Below are 19957 nucleotides of genomic sequence, written 5' to 3' on the forward strand. Positions count from 1 at the left end.
TCATTCTAGAATGACGGGAGTAGGGACATGAGCGACGTGAAGACAGTTGCCGTCGTCGGGGCGGGGCCGGTGGGTCTCGCTGCGGCCGCCCATGTGCTCGAACGCGGCATGTCGCCCATCGTGCTCGAGGCCGGACCCGAAGCGGGACACGCGGTTCGCCAGTGGAGCCACGTCCAGCTCTTCTCGCCATGGGAATACAATGTCGACAACGCCGCCGCGCGTTTGCTCGCACCGACGGGATGGAATTCGCCGGATCCCAAGTCCTATCCGACCGGCGGCGAACTGCTCGATCGATATCTGACGCCGCTCGCGAGGCGAACGCCGCTGCGCGAAGTGATCCGGACATCCAGCCGCGTCTCTGCCATCAGCCGCGTCGGTTTCGACAAGGCGAAGACCCGGGGACGAAACCAGGTGCCTTTCGAAATCCGCTACCAGAACGGCAAAGGTCCCGAAGTCCTGCGCGCGGATGCCGTGATCGATACATCAGGCACATGGTTCTCGCCCAATCCGGCCGGCGGTAACGGCTTGCCGGCGATCGGCGAGCGTGAATGCGCCGGCCACATCGGCTACGGCATGCCGGATGTCCGCGGGGCCGCTCGCGCCAGATATGCCGGCAAGACCGTCGCGGTGCTCGGCGCCGGTCATTCCGCGGTGGGCACGCTGATCGATCTCGTGCATCTCGCGGACGAGGTGCCGGGGACGCAAGCGATCTGGCTGTTGCGCGGCGCCGATCCCGCCAAGGCATTTGGCGGCGGCCGCAACGACAAGCTTGCCGCACGCGGCGAGCTTGGCAGCGCCTTCGCCGCGCTTGTTGCCGCCGGGAAGATCAAGGTCGAGACCGAATTCGGCGTCACGCATCTGTCCGAATCCGACGGTCGCCTCAGGATCGCGGCCGGCAGCTGTTGCGGCGCGCGAAGCGTGGTTGCGGATGAGCTGATCGTGTCCACCGGCTTTCGTCCCGATCTGTCGTTCCTGTCCGAACTGCGCCTGCGGCTCGATCCCGCCATCGAGGCACCGGCCGCGCTGGCGCCGCTGATCGATCCCAACGAGCACAGCTGCGGTACGGTGCGCCCGCACGGCGCGCGCGAGCTCGCGCATGACGAGCCGGGTTTCTATCTCGCCGGCATGAAGTCCTACGGGCGCGCCCCGACTTTTCTCATGATGACGGGCTATGAGCAGGTCCGCTCGATCGCGGCCGAACTTGCCGGCGACAAGGAGGCTGCGGCGAGGGTCGAGCTCGTGCTGCCGGAGACCGGCGTCTGCACGCGCGGCGGCGTCGAGTCCATTGAAGCCGCATCAGGGTGTTGCGGCGGGCCGGCGAAGCAGGAACCAACGGCCTGTTGCGCCGCCGACGAAGCGGCGAAGGAGGCAGGTGGCGCGGGGTGCGGTTGTTCATGACGCCGGTCCCTGCGGGCCAGGCCCGAGGTCCGTTCGCCATCGTGTTCGCGCTCGGCACCGCGCAAACCATCGCGTGGGCGTCGAGTTACTATCTCCCCGCCATCCTGGCTGCGCCGATCGCGCGCGATCTCGGTCTTGCGCCGACTTACGTGTTCGGCGCGCTGTCGGGAGCGCTCGTGATCTCCGGGCTGCTCGGCCCGCGCGTCGGGCACGCCATCGATACGTTCGGAGGGCGAAGCCTGCTCGCCATCTCGAACCTCGTGTTCGTAGCAGGCTTGCTCCTGCTGTCCGTCGCCCATGGCGTAGCGGTCCTGATTGCAGCCTGGACGCTGCTCGGGATCGGCATGGGCATGGGGCTCTATGAAGCGGCTTTCGCGACGCTTGCGCGCATCTATGGCACCCATGCACGACGAACCATTACCGGCATCACCCTGATTGCCGGCTTTGCCAGCACCCTCGGCTGGCCCCTCACGACGTGGCTGGATTCCGAGTACGGCTGGCGTGTGGCCTGCCAGGTCTGGGCGGTGATCCATATCGGCCTTGCGTTGCCGCTCAATCTCTCGCTGCCGCGTGCGGTCCCGTTGGACCAGCAGTCCCGACCGGGCACCGGCGCGCACCAGCAGACCGGACGCCAGAGCGAGACTTTCGCCATGGTGCTGCTGGCCTACATGTTTGCGGCAGCAAGTTTCGTCAGTTCGGGAATCTCGGCCATTCTGCCGACCATGCTGGTTGCGTTCGGCGCGACACCGGCCCAGGCCTTGCTCGCGGGCGCGTTGGTTGGCCCTGCGCAGGTCGGCGCGCGCCTGCTGGAGGCAGGATGGCTCGCCCGGTTTCATCCGCTGCTCTCGGCGAGGCTGGCCGTGCTGATGAATCCAATCGGCGTCGTTGCGCTGGTGGTGGGCGGACCCTTGCTCGCGTCGACTTTCACGGTGCTGTACGGGGCAGGCAACGGCATCATCACCATTGCCCGCGGGACGCTCCCATTGGTGCTGTTCGGGCCGGCCGGATTCGGCAGGCGCGTCGGCATGATCTCGCTGCCGTCCCGGGTGACGGGTGCCGCCGCGCCGCTCGCATTGGGGTTGATGGTGGAGCACATCGGCAGCGGTGCGCTGTGGATCAGTGCGCTGGTCTCGGTCTCGGCCTTCTTTGCGCTTCTGCTGCTTCGTACGGACGAGGCGCCATCGAAACCGCTTCAGGCGGGAGGACAGCATTCGTAACCTGAGCGGCCGGTCCCTGATTGCGGTGATGTGCATCGGCCAGGTCGGCAACCTGCTGCCGCATGTGACGTTGTCCGCGAATCTGGCGCAGCATCTGATGCCGGCGTGGGGGCTGTCGGCGGCCGAAGGCGGCTTGATGGCGAGCGGTTATGCGTTCGGCTACATGCTCGCCGTGCCCGTGTTGACGACGTTGACCGATCGGGTCGACGCACGGCTCGTTCTGCTCTGGGGCTCGATCGTCAGCGGGCTGGCGACCGTAGCGTTCGGAATCTTCGCGCAAGGGTTTTGGTCCGCGACCGCGATCTGGTCCCTTGCAGGGCTTGGATTTGCCGGTGCGTACATGCCCGGCCTGAAGGCGCTGACGGACCGGCTTCCTGCCGGCGACACCTCGCGCGCCGTCACGCTGTACACGTCGAGCTTCTCGGTCGGCGTCGGCCTCTCGTTCCTGCTCGCGCAAGTGATCGCCGACCGTTGGGGCTGGCGGACCGCTTTCCTTGTCACCGGCTTCGGTCCCGTCGCAATGGTCGTCGCGTGCCTCCTCATGCAGGGGCAGCGGCCTGCGCCGAAGGCCGGACGCCTCCTGAACTTCGCACCCGTCTTCGCCAACCGCGAGGCGCTCGGATACATATTCGGCTACGGCGCCCATTGCTTCGAACTCTACGGCATCCGCACCTGGCTGGTCGGGTTCTGGACCTTCGTCATCGCTCATCAAGGCGCGCCGTCGTGGCTGAGCCCCGTCTTGCTGAGCTTCTGCTTCGCAGTGATCTCGATGCCCGCCAGCATCCTCGGCAACGAGGCCGCACTGAAGTTCGGCCGCCATCGGGCGATCACGATCGTGATGATCACGTCGGCCTGCGTCGCACTGATCATCGGGCTCAACGCAACTGCGCCGGCATGGGTGCTCGCGCTGCTGCTGCTCGTCTACGGTTTGACGGTGCCGGCGGATTCGGGCGCGCTGACCGCCGGCATGTCGGCCGCCGCGACATCAGAGCATCGGGGTGCAACCCTGGCCCTGCACTCGACGGTGGGCTTCGGCCTGTCAGCGGTTGGGGCCTGGGGGACGGGCGCTGCGCTCGACATTGCCGGCGGCCCGCAGAGCGCGCACGGCTGGCTGCTGGCGTTCATCGTCCTCGCAGCCGGAATCGCGGTGGGGCCGCTCGCACTGCTCTGGGCGCGGAAGGTCCCACCACGGAAGCCGGTGTCGGTGGACTAGCGAGTCAGGTGCTCGCTTCGAGGGGAGTGCAGAACTGGACGGGGTGGAAATGGACAGGGGAACAGGATCAGAATTTCTCGGATGCATCGCTCCCCCCATCCTCATCAGCCTGGAGGATTGTTTCCGATAGCAACGCAGCGGCTTTCTGGAGTGGAGCTATGAACCGGTCCAACTCGGCGAAGCTCACGCGTGCCACGGGAACGGAGACGCCCAGGCACGCGATCAACTCGCGATCCGGAGACAGGATCGGAACAGCGCAGCCAACGACCCCTCTCACATACTCTTCGTTGGTCTTGGCCCAGCCGCGTTTGCGGGTCTCATCGAGGACCTTCATCAGGCTCTCGACGTCGATGATCGTCGTGTCGGTATATTTGGTGAGAGGGAGCGCCCAGCACAGCCTCTCACGCGCCCGCTCCGGCAACCGGCTCATGTAGATCTTGCCGGTGGACGTGCAGTGAAGTGGCGCTGCTTCCCCCGGGTTGAACTGGAGACCTTGAGGTTGCGACACGCGGACGCTGTCGACATACGCAACGACATTGTCACGCACGACGCCGATCTCGCACTGCTCGCCGATTTCAGTGGCGACTGCGCGGAGCACAGCATGCCGACGTGCGGTACGAAAAGCGGCGCCGATGACCCGGGCTGACAACGTGACCAGTTGATTGCCGACCACGTAGCGCTTTGTTCCGAGCGCTCTCTGAAGCAGCCCGCGCTGCTCCAGATTTCCGATGAGTCGATGCGCGGTCGGTAGCGGCAGAGCGAGCGCATTGGCGATTTCTGCGACCGAGACCGCCCTGACTTGACCGGCGACATGGCCGACGATGGCGAATGCACGGTCGAGAGGTCCTTCGGCGTTGTCTTGCGGCATTTTGCATCCTCTCAGGCGTAGTCGTCTCTGTAAGACAAATTATCATTTTTCGGAATTAAAACTACCAAAATATGAAAAATATCTTTGATGCGATCGCTTGTTGCCCATATCGTTGGCTCTGCCGAAAGGTGAACAGGATTTGTGCAGCGCAAAGTGAAGCCCTGCCGGGCGCGCTCATCAGGAGAGTGGGATGTCTCGCCATTACAACGTCGATGCCGTGCGGAAGGAATTTCCGGCTGTCGAGCGGATCACCTATCTCGACTCCGGCTTCCAGACGCCCCTCTCGCGTCCCGTCAAAGCGGCGATCGACCTTTTTCTCCGCGAAGGCCTCGAGACGGCCGGTCCGAAAAGCGTGTGGCTCGATCGCGTCGAGCAGACCCGGGAAAAGCTGGCGCGGCTCCTCGGCGCAGCGACAGATGAAATCGCGTTCACCAAGAACACCTCGGAAAGCATGAACATCGCGGCCAACGCGCTGCCTCTGCGTGCCGGCGACAAGGTGCTGATGATCCACGGCGATCATCCGAATAACGCCTATGCGTTCCTCAATCTGCGACGCAAGGGCGTTACGGTCGAGTTTGTGCCGATGACGGCAGTCGTGAATGCCGAGAGCCTTCGTTCGCATATCGACGCGAACACAAGGGCGATCTCGATGTCGCAGGTGACTTTCCATGCCGGTCATCGTTTTGACGTCGAGAGCATCGGCGCCTTGTGCCGGGAGATGGGACTCTATTTCGTCGTTGACGTGATGCAGGCGATCGGCGTCGTGCCGATCGATGCGAAAGCCCTGCGCGCGACCTTCATCGGGTCGGGCAGCCACAAGGGATTGCTCGTGCCGCAAGGGCTCGGGCTCCTGTATTGGGACAAATCCAGGACCGAGCTCGAGCCCGCCTATCTCGCCGTCGCGAGCCTTGCCGAGGTCCCGGCCGATCTCATCGCCAGCTCCGACAAGCTCGACTTGGCCACCAGCGCGCGCCGCTTCGAGCTCGGCAACTTCAACCTCCCGGCGATCCATGCGCTCGGCGCCTCGCTCGACATGATCGAAGCGCTGGGCGTGCAGAATATCCAGAATCATTGCCTCGATCTCGGCGATCATCTCATCGCCCAGCTCGATGCTCTGGACATTCGCCTCGTCGGTCCCCGCAACCGGCAGCACCGCGCGCCGCATATCTACGTCATCGCGCTCCCTGCCGCCGAGTGGCTTGGCCATTTCGAGCAGAATGGTGTCCGCGTGTCGCCGGAGCGGGACGGCATTCGCGTGTCGTTCGGAATGTTCAACAATTTCGCGGATGTCGATCGCCTGATCGATGTCATCAAGCGGCGCGGCCTGAAGCCGTCATCCAGGGCCGCCTAGGCCGTCCATCAAAGGGGAGATGCACATGATGAATTTTGCACGTGTATTCGGTGTTCTGTCCGGCCTCGTGGCCGTCGGCGCCTTTGTCCAGCCGTCGACCGCGGCCGATAGTCCCACGCTCGCCAAGATCAAGTCGAGCGGTGCCGTCACCATCGGCTATCGCGAGGCTTCCATTCCGTTCTCGTATCTTGGTCCCGATCAAAAGCCGATCGGCTTTTCGCTGGACCTCTGCGCCGCCATCGTCGAGCGCATCAAGGCCGAAATCAATCTGCCCAATCTCGCCGTCAACTACACTCCGGTGAACTCGTCCAACCGGATTCCGCTCATTCAAAGCGGTACCGTTGACATCGAATGCGGCGGTACGGCGAACGACAAGAAACGGCAGGAGCAGGTTTCGTTTTCGGTCGCGACATTCGTCAGCCAGCCGCGCTGGCTGACGAAGGCGGACAGCGGGCTGAAGACGGCCGGCGATCTCAAGGGCAAGACGATCGTCGTCACCCAGGGCTCCAATGCCGTTGGCTTCGCGCAAGGTGTGAATGCGAAGCAGCAACTCGGATTCAACATCGTCCAGGCGAAAGACCATGCGGAATCCTTCCTGATGCTGAATACCGGCCGCGCCGCCGCCTTTATGGAGGACGATATCCTTCTCGCCGGCCTCAAGGCCGCAGCTCCGAATCCGAACGCGCTGATATTTCTCCCCGAGGGTTATGCGAAGGTCTATTATGGCCTGATGTTCACGAAGGGCGACGCCGGCTTCAAGGCGCTCGTCGACGACGTTCTTTCGAAACAGATGGCGTCGGGCCAGTTCGAAAAGACCTACACGAAATGGTTCACCCGGCCGATTCCGCCCAAAGGCGAGAATCTCGCGTTCCCGCTGACGGACGAACTCATGGAGCGGATCGCGCATCCGAGCGACGCGGTCGACTAGTCGAAATGATACCGGAGAATTTTTCGGCAAGCTGATCCTCTCTCGCATCCGGAGCCCCGAGGTTCGCCATGTTCGCAGTGCTTTTTGAGCAGACGGCGGATGGCCAGCGCTATATCGACTGGCTTCTGTCGGGTCTCGGCTGGACCTTGGCGTTGGCTTTCTTCGGCTGGTGGATTGCCTTTGCGGTCGGGGTTGTCGTCGGGATCGGCCGGACCGTGCAGAACCGGGTCGTCGCAGCGTTCGCGCGCCTGTATGTGGAGATATTCCGCAACATCCCCGTCCTGGCGCAGATGTTTCTCTGGTATTTCGTCCTGCCGGAGATCCTTCCGCCCGCGCTTGGAAACGCCATCAAGCAGATACCGCCGCCCTGGGGATCGTTCTTCCCGGCGCTCGTGTGCCTGAGCCTCTACACCGCTGCGCGTATCGCCGAGCAGGTTCGTGCCGGGATCGAGGCCTTGCCGAAAGGGCAAACCGAGGCGGCAAACGCGCTCGGGCTCACCGGATATCTGACCTATCGGCACATCATCCTGCCGCAGGCGCTGCGTTTGATCATGCCAAGCCTGACCAGCGAGGTGATGGGCATCTACAAGAACACCTCCGTCGCACTCACGATCGGCCTGATGGAGCTTACGGCTCAGGCTCGCCAGATCAGCGAAGCGACGTTCCAGACCTTCACGGCCTTCGGCGCCGCGACGCTGATCTATCTCGCGCTGGCGCTGATCGCCTACCAGGGGATGGCGCTGATCGATCGGGCCGTGCGCATCCCCGGTGCCGCACGGGCTGGCGATGCGATCGAGCCGAGCCTGGTCGACGACGTCAAACAGGTCGGCTGCTTACCCGACGCGATGGAGGTCGCGAAATGAACAGCCTCGATTTCTCGATTGTTCTTCAGGCGTGGCCCTATCTCTGGTCCGGGTTGCTGTTTTCGCTCGCGCTGACTGCTGTGGCTTTCGTGGTCGGCATGATCCTGGGCACCTGTTTTGCGCTCCTGCAGCACTTCGAGCTGCCTGTGATCGGAAAGATTGTGCGCGGCTACATCGCCTTGATCCGCTCGATCCCACTGATCCTCGTCCTGTTCTGGTTCTTCTTTCTGGTGCCGATCGTGCTTGGCCATCTCGCCGGCAACGGCCGTCCGATTCCGATCGGCGCCACCTGGACTGCCTTCATCACCTTCGGCCTGTTCGAGGCGGCCTACTATTCGGAGATCATTCGCGTCGGATTGCGCGCCGTGAACCGGGGACAGTTTGAGGCGTGCCAGGCGCTCGCATTGTCCACCTTCGAGACGTATCGGAGCGTGATCCTCCCGCAGGTGCTCCGCGTGGCGAGCCCGATCATCCTCAGCCAGACCATCATCCTGTTCCAGGACACCTCGCTAGTCTACGTGCTTTCGCTGACTGACCTGCTCGGTGCAGCCTCGAAACTTGCGCAGCTCAACGGCCGTCTCGTTGAGATGTACCTCGTGGTCGTCGCGGTCTACCTCGCCATCAGTTCGGCGGCATCGCAGTGCGTCGCGTTGCTGCGCAGGCGCTATGCGATCGCGGGAGCGCATCGATGAGGAATCGTTCGAGAACCGCCGTCCTTGGGAGACGAAGATGATTCAGGAGATCGCCGCACACGAGACGAGCCGATCATCGGCCATCGTTGCCGTGGAGGGCGTGGTGAAGCGGTTCGGCCGTTTCACGGCCCTGAGCGACATCAATCTCAGTGTCGCGGCGGGCGAGAAGATCGTCCTTTGCGGTCCCTCGGGTTCTGGCAAATCGACGCTGATCCGCTGCATCAACCATATCGAGAAGCATGATGGCGGCCGCATCGTCGTCGATGGCGTTGAGCTGACGGACCGGATGACCGACGTCAACAGCGTCCGCCGCGAGGTCGGCATGGTGTTCCAAAGCTTCAATCTGTTTCCGCATCTCTCGGTCGTCGAGAACTGCATGCTGGCGCCGATGAAGGTGCGCGGCCTGTCCCGCGTGGAGGCGTATGAGCGTGCGATCGGCTTTCTCCGGAAGGTGCGGATCCATGATCAAGCGACCAAATATCCGGGACAGCTCTCCGGGGGCCAGCAGCAGCGCGTTGCGATCGCCCGCGCCCTCTGCATGCAGCCGAAGATCATGTTGTTTGACGAGCCGACCTCTGCGCTCGATCCGGAGATGGTCAAGGAGGTGCTCGAAACCATGGTGGAGCTGGCGCGGGATGGAATGACCATGGTCTGTGTCACGCACGAGATGGGTTTTGCCCGCGAAGTCGCTGACCGGGTGGTCTTCATGGATCGCGGGTCGATCGTCGAGGAAGCCGATCCTGAAACCTTCTTTCGTGCGCCCAGGACCGAACGAGCGAAGGGTTTTCTCAGCCAGATCATCCATTAGGAACGGCGTCCGTGCAGGGTGCGGGCGCTGTGATCATGGCATCCCTTGCTCCGACATGAAAAAACCCGCGGCGGATTGCTCGGCGCGGGTGTTACGATCTTTCGATCTTGTCATTCTGCCAGTGTTTTGCCCGACGTGTCAAAGCTTCCAAGTCCATGGCGCCGCCGCTTCGCCCTGGGATCTGCGACGTGAGTTTTGGGTGATCGGATAGTCCAACGATTTCAATGACCCTGTACTGTGCATGGGGTTGTTTTCGCGCTTTTTGCTTTGAACTGCTGACGCAGCCCCACGTCAGCGCCGTCCGCGCGGCGCCTCGGCCTTGGCGGGCACCTCTGTCTGCGGCGCGCAGGTTGCAGCCTGAAGCGAGGCTTGCGCCTGCGGCATCAGGCCGGGCTCGGCGGCGAGCGCCTTCATGACGATGAGCCCGGTCGCGGTCGGGGAATCGATGATCAGGCGGTCGGCCGCGGTGATCTCCTCGTCCTCGGGCAACTCGCTGTGCTGCGCTTCCGTCATCAGGTCGAGCTCGATCACCTTCCTGCCGGCGGAGCGATCGTTGATGGCGTAATAGGCGATCTCGTTGCGGGTGTAGAACGACACCGAGGTGTAGGCCTGGCTCACCGGCACGGTGAGCTTGATCGGCCCGCTTGTGAGGTCATAGCGGCAGATCGCGAGCGCAAAGGCCGGGTCCATGAACGGCATCGGTGAGGTGTTGGGATCGGCGAGGGGAAGCTGGGTGACGCCGTTGAGCTTGGTCATCGGCGTCAGCCGTGAATAGGCGTCCTGGGTCGCGATCCGCGGCAGCGCCAGCACGCTGACGAGATGGACCACGAGGCCCAGCAGCACGCCCGCGACGATGGTGAACAGGAGCCGGATCATGAGCAGCCCACCGTCGAGATCGTGGGCATCGGCGCATCGCGCTGGGTGCGCGTCGCAACGCCGACCGGGGTGTCGTAGAGCCGCAGCATCAAGGCGTAGCGCTCGATGCCGCCGGTCGGCAGCCAGTTGCCGGCGCGCGAGCGCGAGGCGATGCGGATCTCGAACGTGCCGTCGGACCCCCGCACGATCTCCTGGCTGGTGAAGCCGTAGCGCTGCAGCGTGTTGGCGACGAGGTGGCCCTTGCGGTCGTAAAGCGTCAGCGTCCAGAACCGCGCCGGCGGCGTCACTCCGGAGACGACGACGTCGCAGCGGCCGTCGAGCGGCTTCTTCTTGTCGTCGGCGGTCGCGGTGAAGGCGACGCCGTCGCCGGTGCCGATCGGCAGCTCGCCGTTGCGCACGATGGTGGCGCGCGAATAGGGATCGACGTCCGCGGTGCCGGTGCGCGGGCGGGCGGTCCAGGGGCCGATGGTCAGCGCGCCGATCTCGGTGCCGCGCGTCGTCGTCATCCAGGTCGCGCCGACGCCCACCACGGTTGCGAGCAGAAGGGCCGTCAATGTGATCAGGATCAGCCGCACGGGTTTCGATCAGTTCTTGCGCGGGGCGGATGCGTTCGCATTCTCTTCCGCATAGTTCTGCGGGAAGGCGAGCGCGCTCGTGGACGCGGCCGGCTTGGCTGTCTTGCCGTCGTCGGCAGCGGACTTGTTGGCGGCCCGGGCCGCGTCATCCAGCAGCTTCTCGACGCGGACCAGAATGTCGGCGCCGCGCTTGGTCAAGACGGGCGGCGGACCGGGCTTGGTCTCCAGCACCTTCGGCGCAGCGTTGGCTTGCGCGTTGGCAACGCGTTCCGGCGGCAGCTTCTGGCCCATGCCGACGCCGGGGATCTCCCGGACCTCGACGCCCTGATGCGCCGCGACCATGATGTCGTGCCAGGTCTGTGCCGGCAGCGAGCCGCCGGTCATGCGGTTGGTCGGCGAATAGTCGTCATTGCCGTACCAGACCGCGCAGGTGAAATTGCCGGTGTAGCCGACGAACCAGGCGTCGCGATACGCATTGGTCGTGCCGGTCTTGCCCGCGGTCGGAATGCCGTCGAGGGCGGCGCGGCGCGCGGTGCCTTCGCTGACGACGTGGCTCATCATGCCGGCCATGTCGGCGGCAATGTTCGGCGGAATGGCTTGCCGCGGCTTCGGCCCGTCGCGGTCCCAGCGCCAGACGAGGTCACCGGCGCCGGTGCGCACCTCCAGCACCGCATGCGGCGTCACCGCCTTGCCGCGGTTCGGGAAGGTCGCATAGGCGACGGCGTGCTCGAGCACGGTGACTTCGTCCGAGCCGATCGGCAGCGACGGCGTGTCGGGCAGCGGCGCCTTGAGGCCGAAGCGGCGGGCGACCTCGACGATCTTGGCGCGGCCGATCTTGGCCGGGTTCGGCGCCTTCGGCTGCTCCTTCTGGCCGATCGCGATCGACAGTTTCACCGGCACCACGTTGATCGAGCGCGTGATCGCCTGTGTCAGCGTCACCGCGCCGGAATAGGAATGGCCATAGTTCTGCGGGCACCAATTGCCGATGCAGACCGGTCCGTCGATCACGATCGAATTCGGCGTGAAGCCGTTCAGAAGCGCGGTGGTGTAGACGTAAGGCTTGAACGAGGAGCCCGGCTGGCGATAGGCGTCGGTGGCGCGGTTGAACTGGCTGGCGCCGTAGTCGCGGCCGCCGACCATGGCGCGGATGCCGCCGTCGAGATCGGAGACGACGGTCGCGGCCTGGGTCGCGTGATAGTCGCGGCCGAACTGGCGCAGCTGGTTCTCGACCGCGTCTTCCGCCGCCTTCTGCACGTTGGCGTCGATCGCGAGCCGCACCACGAACACGCGCTCGGTGTAGGATTTCGGGAAGGTGTCGACCAGTTTGCGCATCTCGTCGAAGGCGTAGTCGAGATAATAGTTCGGCGAAGCCTCGTCGCGGCGGTCGACCGCGAAGGCGGGATTGCGGCGGGCGCCGAACACCTGGCCCTCGGTCATGAAGCCGGCATCGACGAGGTTGTCGAGCACGACATTGGCGCGGGCGCGGGCTGCGGGCAGGTTGATGTGGGGGGCGTATTTCGTCGGCGCCTTGAACAGGCCCGCGAGCATCGCCGCTTCCGCCAGCGTCACGTCACGCGCGGACTTGTTGAAGTAGAAATGCGCGGCGCCGTCGACGCCGAAAGTGCCGCCGCCCATATAGGCGCGATCGAGATACAGCTTGAGGATCTCGTTCTTGGTCAGGCGCCATTCGAGCCAGACCGCGAGGAAGGCTTCGTTGACCTTGCGCTCGATGGTTCGCTCGTTGCTCAGGAACAGGTTCTTGGCCAGCTGCTGGGTGATCGAGGAGCCGCCCTGGCGGACGCCGCCGGCCTGGGCGTTGGTGACGAGCGCGCGCGCGGTGCCGGCGATGTCGATGCCAAAATGCTCGTAGAAGCGGCGGTCCTCGGTCGCCAGCGTCGCCTTGATCAGCACGTCCGGAAAATCTTCCAGCGGGATCGAGTCGTTGTGCTTGATGCCGCGGCTGCCGATCGGGTTGCCGTAGCGGTCGAGGAAGGACACGGCGAGATCGGACTTCTTCAGCCAATCCTCGTCCGCGGTCTCGCGGAAAGCGGGGATGGCGAGCGTCAGCATCACGACCAGGCCGCCGAGGCCGAGGGTCGCGGCCTCCGACAGCGGCTCGATGAACACCCAGCGCTTCCACCGCCCGACATAGAAGCGGTCCATGAAGGTCGAGTAGCGCTCGTAGAGCTCGCGGATGCCCTTGGCCGAGGAGAACAGCGAGGAGTCGATGCGCGCATCGAGATCCAGGAAGAAATTCCGGACCTTCTGCTTCCAATGCGGTGGTATGATCTGGCGCACCTAGAACCCTTGAGGCTTGGTTCGAAAGCGTTCAAGCACCCGGCCGGGGCGGCATCGAGACGTCTTGCGGGAATGTTGCGGCAAACCCAAGGCGCCCGGTTCGCGTCCGTGGGGACTTGCCGTTCCTTCTAGCCGAGCAGGGCCTATAAACCAATGGTCACGCTTGCGATTTTGAACAACAGGCCTAATTGACCCCGGTTCATTACGGGCCTTCCGCGAGCGCTGCTTGCAGCCTTACGGCCGCACGCCCTAGATGGCACCAGCCGTAGCTCTTCGAATCTTGTTGAGGCGCATGACCGCAGCTCCCAAACGACCTTCAGGCCAGGAAGGATTCTTCTGGAAAACCAAGACGTTGGAGGAGATGTCGGGGCCGGAATGGGAAAGCCTGTGCGACGGCTGCGGCCGCTGCTGCCTGAACAAGCTCGAAGAGGAGGACACCGGGGAGATCTATTTCACCCATGTCGGCTGCAAGCTGCTCGATGCCGGGACCTGCGGCTGCAAGGATTACGCGAATCGTTCCGACAAGGTTCCTGACTGTGTCCGCCTGACCCCGGCCAATGTCCGCACCCTGAACTGGCTGCCCCCGAGCTGCGGCTACAAGCTCGTCGCGGAAGGCCGCGACCTCTATTGGTGGCATCCGCTGGTATCCGGCGATCCCAACACCGTGCATGAGGCCGGTGTCTCCGTGCGCGGCCGGGTCGAGGGCAGCGAGGAGCAGATCCCGGACGATGAGCTCGAGAACCACATCGTGCAGTGGCCGGCGCAGCTGCCGAAACGGGCGCGCCTGAAGCGACGCCCGAAGGACTGATCCGCCTGCAACTTCGGATCACGGCTTCGGGATGGCCGTGGGGTGGGATGCACCCATGCGCCGCGGTGCCTGCCCGGGAAGAACTTTGCTGTCTACATTGGGCTGCATAGAACGAATCCTTCGCGGCGTTGCGCCGCACCACGGTTTCCGATCGAGATGAACAAGTTTGACCGGCGGAGCAGTTCTGCCGATACCCAGGTGTTGCCCGACGATATCGCCGAAGAGCTGTCGCGGCTTCCGAGCGAGGTCTTGAGCGTCGACGACGCTCCTTCGCTCGCGCCGCCGGCGCCGCTGTCACAGGACGAGGTGCGGACCATCGTGCTCAGCCTGATGCTGACGATGTTCCTGGCAGCACTCGACCAGACCATCGTGGCGACCGCGCTGCCGACCATCGGTCGCCAGTTCCAGGACGTCTCGAACCTGTCCTGGGTCATCACGGCCTATCTGCTCGCCTCGACCGCGGTTGCGCCGGTGTTCGGCACGCTCAGCGACATCTACGGTCGCCGCGTCATGATCATCATCTCGCTCAGCCTGTTCGTCGCCGGCTCGGTGCTGTGCGCGGTCGCACCGAACATGCCGATGCTGATTCTGGCGCGCGGCCTCCAGGGCCTTGGTGGCGGCGGCATCATGCCAGTGGTGCAGACGGTGATCTCCGACGTCGTGTCGCCGCGCGAGCGCGGCCAGTATCAGGCCTATTTCTCCAGCGTCTGGATGGTCGGCGGCATCCTCGGCCCGGTCATCGGCGGCGTGTTCGCCGAGCATCTGCACTGGTCGATGATCTTCTGGATCAACCTTCCACTCACGGCCGCGGCGCTCGCGCTGCTGCTGCCGAAGATGAAGAAGATCCCGGTGTTCCATCGCAAGCGCAAGGTCGACTGGCTTGGCGGCGTGTTGTTGATGGCGTCCGCGGTGGTCTTCATGCTGGTGCTGACGTGGGGCGGGACGCGCTATCCATGGCTGTCGCCGACCGTGCTCGCGATGGTCGGTGGCGCCGTCGCGCTCGTTGTCACCTTCGTGTGGCACGCGCGGCGTGCGGACGAGCCGTTCCTGCCGCTGCCGCTGCTCGGAGGGTCGGTCGCGCCGTTCGGGCTGATGGCCGGCGGCTGCGCGCTCGGCGCGATCACGGGCCTCACCGTGCAGCTCCCGCTCTATTACGAACAGGTCTATCACCTCAGCGCCAGCGAAGCGGGCCTCGCCCTGATTCCGCTCGCGGCGGTCTCGACCTGCGGCGCGGCGATCGCCGGTCGCACCATGGCGCGCGCCAAGCATTACAAGCGGGTCGCCATCATCGGCACGTCCTGGGCCGCGCTGTGCGGCCTCGGTCTCACGTTGACGACGCTGCCGCTATGGGCCCTGCTGACGCTGATGGCTGCGTTTGCGCTCGGCCTCGGCACCACTTTTCCGGTCTGCGTGGTCTCGCTGCAGAATTCGGTCGCCCGTCCGCAGGTCGGTACCATCACCGGCGCGTTGAACTTCTTTCGCTCGCTGATGTCCTCGTTCACGGTTGCGGCCTTTGCCGCCATCCTGCTGATCGCGCTCGGCACCGACATTCCGCTCGCCGGCGAGCATCATGCCGCGGGCAGCATCCCTGCGATCCCCGCCGACGACATGCGGCACGCGTTCCGCTACGTCTTCGGCGCCGCGACCGCGCTGATGACCGGGGCCGCGCTCTGCCTGATCATGATGGAGGAGCGGCCGCTGGCCGGCCCCTCCGTCACCAAGCATGTCGAGATGGTGGAGTAGGGCCTAGCCGCCCCGATCGGCAAAGCCGCTCTTTCGCGGCAACAGGATCGTGAACTCCGTGAACGCGCCGGGCTCCGTCGCGACGTCGATCGTACCGCCGTGCTGCTTCACCACGATGTCGTGGCTCATCGACAACCCGAGGCCGGTGCCTTCGCCGGCGGGCTTGGTGGTGAAGAACGGGTTGAACATCTTCTCCTTCACCTCGCGCGCAATGCCGGTGCCGTTGTCGCGGATGCGGATCTCGATCTTGTCGCCGCGGTCGCGCGTGGCCGCGATCACCGTCGGCTCGTAATCGGCGGTGCCGTTGTCCGTTTTTCGCTTGGCGACCGCGTGGAAGCCGTTCGAGATCAGGTTCAGCAGCACCCGGGTGATCTCCTGCGGGAACACTTCGGCTTGCCCGGCCTCGGGATCGAGCTCGCGCTTCAGCGTCACGTCGAATAGCGGCTTCTCGGCGCGGGCGCCGTGATAGGCGAGGTTGAGGCTCTCCTCGACCAGCGCGTTGATGTCGCTCAGCCGGTGCTCGCCGCCGCCTTCGCGCGAATGCAGCAGCATGTTCTTGACGATGGAATCGGCGCGCCGCCCGTGCTGCACGACCTTCTCCAGATTGTCCTTCAGAAGCCCGGTCAGTTCGTCGACTTCGCTGCGGACGTCGTGCGCGAGCCGGACGGGCGTCAGCACTTCGTTCAGCTCATCGGTCAGCTCGGCCGAGAGCGAGGCAAAATTGTTGACGAAGTTGAGCGGGTTCTTGATCTCATGCGCGATGCCGGCGGTGAGCTGGCCGAGCGATGCCAGCTTCTCGGTCTGGATCAGCCGGTCCTGCGCGGCGCGCAGATCCTCGAGCGATTTGGCAAGCTCGCTGGTGCGGTCCTGCACTTCGTTGAACAGGCGCGTGTTCTCGATCGCGATGACGGCCTGGTCGGCAAAGGTCTTGAGCAGGTTGAACGCCTTGTCCGGGAAAGCTCCGGGCTGCGGCCGTGTGACCGCAATGGTGCCGATCGCAACGCCGTCGCGCAGCATCGGCACGACCAGGATGCTGCGATAGCCTCGTATCCGCGCCAGCTCCCTCATGGCGTCCGTGAGGTCGGGTTCGCTTTGCATGTCGCCCCGGAACGCGAACTCTCCGCTCGTCGCCACGCGGCTGTGAATTCCCGGCGACGACAGCGGCGCCGGAAAGGAGCTGAGCAGATCCGCGTTGCCGGCTTCGTTGTCGGTGGTGAAGGCGGCCAGATGCAGCATGCCGTCGATGACGCGGGTGACCGTCGACGAATGTCCCCCGACCAGCGCTTTGGCGCTGTCGGAGATCGCCTGGAACACCGGCGTGACGTCCGCAGGCGAAGCCGCGATCACCTTAAGGATGTCGGCGGTTGCGGTCTGCCGTTCCAGCGCTTCCCGTGTGGCGTTGAACAGGCTGACATTCTTGATCGCGATCACCGCCTGGTCGGCGAAGGTCTGGAGCAGCCGCACATGATGCAAGGTGAACGCGCCGGTCGCGCGGCGCGTGGCGATGATCACGCCGATGGCCTCGCCCTCGCCCATCAGCGGCGCGAACAGCATGCTGCGATAGCCGCGGGCGCGCGCGATGTCTCGCGCGGCCGGCTCGAGCTCGGTGTCGGGCAGTTGCGCCGCCGCACCATCGGCCACGAGCTGGTAGGGCGGGAACTGCGCGAACGGCACCGGGAATGAGGCCTGGAGCGCGCGGTCGCCGGCGGCATCCGTCGGCGTGAACGCGGCAAGATGCGCGGCGCCGTCGATGTAGCGCAGCACTGCGGTGGAAAAGCCGCCGATCAGCCGGTTGGCGTTGGCGGCGATGGCGTCGAACACCGGCTGCACGTCGGACGGCGAAGCGGCCATGACTTTGAGAATGTCGGCCGTGGCGGTCTGGCGCTCCAGCGTCTCGCGCGTCTCGTTGAACAGCCGCGCATTTTCGATCGCGATCACGGCCTGGTCGGCAAAAGTCTGGAGCAGCTGCACGACGTCGGCTGCGAACGCGCCGGGCTCGGCGCGCGTCACGCTGATCATGCCGACCGGTGTGCCACGGTTCATCAGCGGCATGAACAACACGCTGCGGAAGCCGCGCAGCCGTGCAAGGTCCCGGTTCAGCTCCGGGACGCCCTCGGCTTCGCTATCGGGAAATTGAATCGTCTCGCCGCCACGCACCAGCGCAAAGGTCGGAAAGTCCGCAATCTTGCGCGGGAACGCCGCCTTGAGCCCCTCGTCCGCCTCGAGGCTGGTTGGTGTATAGGCCACGAGGTGCAGCTCGTCCTCGATGAACTGAAGCACGGTGGCGGAAAAGCCGCCGAGCAAACGTTTGGAGCTGGACGCGATCGCCTCGAAGACCGGCCGGGCGTCGGAGGGCGAGGCCGCGATGGTGCGCAAGATCTCGGCACTGGCGCGCTGACGATCGCCGGCGATCGCAAGCTCGCTTCGAAGCTGCGCATTCTCGGCCGTGGCCGACTGCAATCGGCGCTCGAGTTCCTCGATATCGATGAAAGGCGTGGTCATTCGCGATCCGGCTTGATACCGCGACGTTCGCGGCACCAAGGCGGATTATCATATCTCCTGCGGCCGGGGCCAGCGCCTGCGACAGCAAGGTTTGCCGCCAAAACCGGCCGGGCTCACGTGCCGGGCCGCGACACCTCGGTCTCCTTGCTGGTGATGAACTCCAGCAGCACAGGGGTGCCTTCCTGCGTCTTCTGGATGCCGCGCTTGATCGCGGGGATGATGTCCTCAGGCCTGGTCACCCGTTCGCCGTAGCCGCCGAAGGCGCGCGCCATCGCGGCATAGTCGCCGGAAATATCGGTCGAGCGATATTTCTCGGTCGAAACCGGCATCACCTTCAGTTCGATCGCCATCGAGAAATTGTTCAGCAGGATCGACATGATCGGGATGCGCTCGCGTACCGCGGTCTCGAAATCCATGCCCGTGAAACCAATCGCCGCATCGCCCCAGACGTTGATGCAGAGCTTGTCGGGCTTTGCGAGCTTGGCGCCCATTGCAAGCCCGAGGCCGTAGCCGAGCTGCGTCGTCTTGCCCCAGCCGAGATAGGTGAGGGGCTCGACCGATTTCCAGAACGGCGAGAGCTGGTCGCGCGGGCTGCCGGCATCGTGCGTGATGATGGTGTTGTTGATGTCGACGGTGTGCTGCAGGTCCCACAGCACGCGATAGGGGCTCAAGGGCGCGTCATTACTGGTGAGTTTCGGCATCCATTTGGCCAGCCACTCCTTGTGCGAGGCCGCGATTTCGGCCGTGACCGCGGATGCATCGCGATCCGCAGTGATCGTCCTGCCGATCTCCTCCAGCAGCGCGTCGAGCACGAGCCCGGCGTCGCCGACGAGGCCTATTGTCGCCTCCACATCCTTGTTGAGGTGGTTGGGGTCGAGCGTCGAATGGATGATGGTCTTGCCTTTCGGCATCGCGATGCCGAAGTTTGTTTCGGTGAAGGAGCAGCCGATGCCGAAGATGACGTCGGCTTCAGCGAGGAATTTCGGCACCGCGCGCGGGACCGCGAGGCCGCCGGAACCGAGCGAGAGCCGGTGGGTTTCCGGGAACGACGATTTGCCTCCCAAGCTGGTGGTGACGGGGATGGCCAGCCGCTCGGCGAGCCGTTTCAGTTGCGGCCAGGCCTGCGCGTAATGCACGCCCTGGCCGGCATAGATCACCGGACGCCTGGCGTTGACCAGGAGGCCTGCTGCTTCCTTCACATGCACGGGATCGGCACCGTAGCGGGTGCGCAGCACCGGCGTGTAGTTCAGCGGCTCCGGCACCTCCTCGTTCCACATGTCCGAGGGAATCTCGACGATGACGGGACCGCCGCGGCCGTTCTTCAGTTTCGTGAAGGCGCGGCGAAAGATATTGGCGACCTCGGCAGCAAGGATGATCGGCTCGGAGGATTTCGCGAACGGCTTCATCGCCTCGCTGGAATTGAAGTTCGGCTCGATATGCGCAAGCCTGCGTTGATAGCCCATTGGCAGCACCAGCACGGGCACGGATTCGCCGTAGCATTGTGCGACGCCGCCCATCGCGTTTTCCGCACCGGGCCCGTGCTGCATGCAGAACGCGCCGATCGAACGCCCGGACGTCACCCGCGAGATCGCATCCGCCATGTGGATGCCGACGCGCTCCTGCCGCACCATCACGGGCCGGATCTCGGCTTTCGCCGCATGCTCGATCAGATGGTTGACCGGATAGCCGCAGAGGATCTCGATCCCCTCACGCTTCATGATTTCCGCGATCGCGGTGCCGAGCTTCATGGCGTCTCTCTCCCTGGCGATGCCGGTTGGTCCGGCCGATTAGGGAGAGAGGATCAGGAAATGGGAGGA

Annotated in this window: 16 protein-coding genes; 10 read left to right on the top strand and 6 right to left on the bottom strand. The window is 64.7% G+C overall.

Annotated features, from left to right (window positions below):
* Positions 1–27: 27 nt before the first annotated feature.
* Genes JQ572_RS10465 through JQ572_RS10475 form a run of 3 tightly spaced genes read left to right on the top strand, consistent with a single transcriptional unit; the run spans position 28 to position 3828 of the window.
* Complete coding sequence (locus JQ572_RS10465) at positions 28–1398, top strand: NAD(P)-binding domain-containing protein (RefSeq protein ID WP_211382922.1); 1371 nt, start codon at positions 28–30, stop codon at positions 1396–1398.
* On the top strand, positions 1395–2615 hold the full coding sequence (locus JQ572_RS10470) for an MFS transporter (RefSeq protein ID WP_211382923.1): 1221 nt from the start codon (positions 1395–1397) through the stop codon (positions 2613–2615). Before JQ572_RS10465 ends, JQ572_RS10470 begins: the two co-directional genes overlap by 4 nt.
* Positions 2616–2643: 28 nt before the next feature.
* The gene (locus JQ572_RS10475; RefSeq protein ID WP_211382924.1) at positions 2644–3828 is read left to right on the top strand and encodes an MFS transporter; all 1185 of its coding nucleotides are present in this window, start codon (positions 2644–2646) and stop codon (positions 3826–3828) included.
* 67 nt (positions 3829–3895) lie between these two features.
* Here JQ572_RS10475 and JQ572_RS10480 read toward each other — a convergent pair whose 3' ends face one another.
* Positions 3896–4696, bottom strand: coding sequence for an IclR family transcriptional regulator (locus tag JQ572_RS10480; RefSeq protein WP_211382925.1), 801 nt, complete (start codon positions 4694–4696; stop codon positions 3896–3898).
* A 190-nt stretch (positions 4697–4886) separates the two neighbouring features.
* Here JQ572_RS10480 and JQ572_RS10485 point away from each other — a divergent pair, with 190 nt between their 5' ends.
* From JQ572_RS10485 to JQ572_RS10505, 5 genes are all read left to right on the top strand, one after another.
* Positions 4887–6047 carry an aminotransferase class V-fold PLP-dependent enzyme gene (locus JQ572_RS10485; protein WP_211382926.1) on the top strand — a complete coding sequence of 387 codons (1161 nt, stop codon included), beginning with the start codon at positions 4887–4889 and terminating at the stop codon, positions 6045–6047.
* 19 nt (positions 6048–6066) lie between these two features.
* A complete protein-coding gene (locus tag JQ572_RS10490; RefSeq protein ID WP_211382927.1) occupies positions 6067–6975 on the top strand; it encodes an amino acid ABC transporter substrate-binding protein in 909 nt (302 codons plus the stop codon).
* Positions 6976–7043: 68 nt separating this feature from the next.
* Positions 7044–7838, top strand: a complete 795-nt coding sequence (locus JQ572_RS10495; protein ID WP_211382928.1) for an amino acid ABC transporter permease — start codon at positions 7044–7046, stop codon at positions 7836–7838.
* On the top strand, positions 7835–8530 hold the full coding sequence (locus JQ572_RS10500) for an amino acid ABC transporter permease (protein WP_211382929.1): 696 nt from the start codon (positions 7835–7837) through the stop codon (positions 8528–8530). Before JQ572_RS10495 ends, JQ572_RS10500 begins: the two co-directional genes overlap by 4 nt.
* 37 nt (positions 8531–8567) lie before the next feature.
* Entirely contained in the window at positions 8568–9338 is a 771-nt protein-coding gene (locus JQ572_RS10505; RefSeq protein ID WP_249128947.1) for an amino acid ABC transporter ATP-binding protein, read from the top strand.
* A 291-nt stretch (positions 9339–9629) separates the two neighbouring features.
* Here JQ572_RS10505 and JQ572_RS10510 read toward each other — a convergent pair whose 3' ends face one another.
* From JQ572_RS10510 to JQ572_RS10520, 3 genes are read right to left on the bottom strand one after another with little or no spacing between them, the layout of a single operon-like run.
* The gene (locus JQ572_RS10510; RefSeq protein ID WP_211382930.1) at positions 9630–10214 is read right to left on the bottom strand and encodes a DUF1254 domain-containing protein; all 585 of its coding nucleotides are present in this window, start codon (positions 10212–10214) and stop codon (positions 9630–9632) included.
* Positions 10211–10789, bottom strand: a complete 579-nt coding sequence (locus JQ572_RS10515; protein ID WP_211382931.1) for a DUF1214 domain-containing protein — start codon at positions 10787–10789, stop codon at positions 10211–10213. The genes JQ572_RS10510 and JQ572_RS10515 overlap by 4 nt, the downstream gene beginning before the upstream one ends.
* Positions 10790–10798: 9 nt before the next feature.
* Complete coding sequence (locus tag JQ572_RS10520) at positions 10799–13087, bottom strand: transglycosylase domain-containing protein (protein WP_211382932.1); 2289 nt, start codon at positions 13085–13087, stop codon at positions 10799–10801.
* A gap of 292 nt (positions 13088–13379) precedes the next feature.
* Here JQ572_RS10520 and JQ572_RS10525 point away from each other — a divergent pair, with 292 nt between their 5' ends.
* Both JQ572_RS10525 and JQ572_RS10530 read left to right on the top strand, forming a co-directional pair.
* Positions 13380–13895, top strand: coding sequence for a YcgN family cysteine cluster protein (locus JQ572_RS10525; RefSeq protein WP_211382933.1), 516 nt, complete (start codon positions 13380–13382; stop codon positions 13893–13895).
* Between the two features lie 156 nt (positions 13896–14051).
* Positions 14052–15638, top strand: a complete 1587-nt coding sequence (locus JQ572_RS10530; protein WP_211382934.1) for an MDR family MFS transporter — start codon at positions 14052–14054, stop codon at positions 15636–15638.
* A gap of 3 nt (positions 15639–15641) precedes the next feature.
* Here JQ572_RS10530 and JQ572_RS10535 read toward each other — a convergent pair whose 3' ends face one another.
* Both JQ572_RS10535 and JQ572_RS10540 read right to left on the bottom strand, forming a co-directional pair.
* Complete coding sequence (locus JQ572_RS10535) at positions 15642–18140, bottom strand: GAF domain-containing sensor histidine kinase (RefSeq protein WP_211382935.1); 2499 nt, start codon at positions 18138–18140, stop codon at positions 15642–15644.
* 113 nt (positions 18141–18253) lie between these two features.
* A complete protein-coding gene (locus JQ572_RS10540; protein WP_211382936.1) occupies positions 18254–19888 on the bottom strand; it encodes a thiamine pyrophosphate-requiring protein in 1635 nt (544 codons plus the stop codon).
* Between the last annotated feature and the right edge of the window lie 69 nt (positions 19889–19957).

Source organism: Bradyrhizobium sp. SZCCT0153 (assembly GCF_018129995.1).
GTDB classification, from domain to species: domain Bacteria; phylum Pseudomonadota; class Alphaproteobacteria; order Rhizobiales; family Xanthobacteraceae; genus Bradyrhizobium; species Bradyrhizobium japonicum_G.

What these genes read in the sequence shown, in the direction of transcription:
- JQ572_RS10495 (WP_211382928.1), top strand. Translation starts at nt 7,044, where the DNA reads ATGTTCGCAGTGCTTTTTGAGCAGACGGCGGATGGCCAGCGCTATATC.
- JQ572_RS10490 (WP_211382927.1), top strand. Translation starts at nt 6,067, where the DNA reads ATGCACATGATGAATTTTGCACGTGTATTCGGTGTTCTGTCCGGCCTC.
- JQ572_RS10480 (WP_211382925.1), bottom strand. Translation starts at nt 4,696, where the DNA reads ATGCCGCAAGACAACGCCGAAGGACCTCTCGACCGTGCATTCGCCATC.
- JQ572_RS10485 (WP_211382926.1), top strand. Translation starts at nt 4,887, where the DNA reads ATGTCTCGCCATTACAACGTCGATGCCGTGCGGAAGGAATTTCCGGCT.
- JQ572_RS10500 (WP_211382929.1), top strand. Translation starts at nt 7,835, where the DNA reads ATGAACAGCCTCGATTTCTCGATTGTTCTTCAGGCGTGGCCCTATCTC.
- JQ572_RS10505 (WP_249128947.1), top strand. Translation starts at nt 8,568, where the DNA reads ATGATTCAGGAGATCGCCGCACACGAGACGAGCCGATCATCGGCCATC.
- JQ572_RS10470 (WP_211382923.1), top strand. Translation starts at nt 1,395, where the DNA reads ATGACGCCGGTCCCTGCGGGCCAGGCCCGAGGTCCGTTCGCCATCGTG.
- JQ572_RS10465 (WP_211382922.1), top strand. Translation starts at nt 28, where the DNA reads ATGAGCGACGTGAAGACAGTTGCCGTCGTCGGGGCGGGGCCGGTGGGT.
- JQ572_RS10530 (WP_211382934.1), top strand. Translation starts at nt 14,052, where the DNA reads ATGAACAAGTTTGACCGGCGGAGCAGTTCTGCCGATACCCAGGTGTTG.
- JQ572_RS10475 (WP_211382924.1), top strand. Translation starts at nt 2,644, where the DNA reads ATGTGCATCGGCCAGGTCGGCAACCTGCTGCCGCATGTGACGTTGTCC.
- JQ572_RS10535 (WP_211382935.1), bottom strand. Translation starts at nt 18,140, where the DNA reads ATGACCACGCCTTTCATCGATATCGAGGAACTCGAGCGCCGATTGCAG.
- JQ572_RS10510 (WP_211382930.1), bottom strand. Translation starts at nt 10,214, where the DNA reads ATGATCCGGCTCCTGTTCACCATCGTCGCGGGCGTGCTGCTGGGCCTC.
- JQ572_RS10540 (WP_211382936.1), bottom strand. Translation starts at nt 19,888, where the DNA reads ATGAAGCTCGGCACCGCGATCGCGGAAATCATGAAGCGTGAGGGGATC.
- JQ572_RS10525 (WP_211382933.1), top strand. Translation starts at nt 13,380, where the DNA reads ATGACCGCAGCTCCCAAACGACCTTCAGGCCAGGAAGGATTCTTCTGG.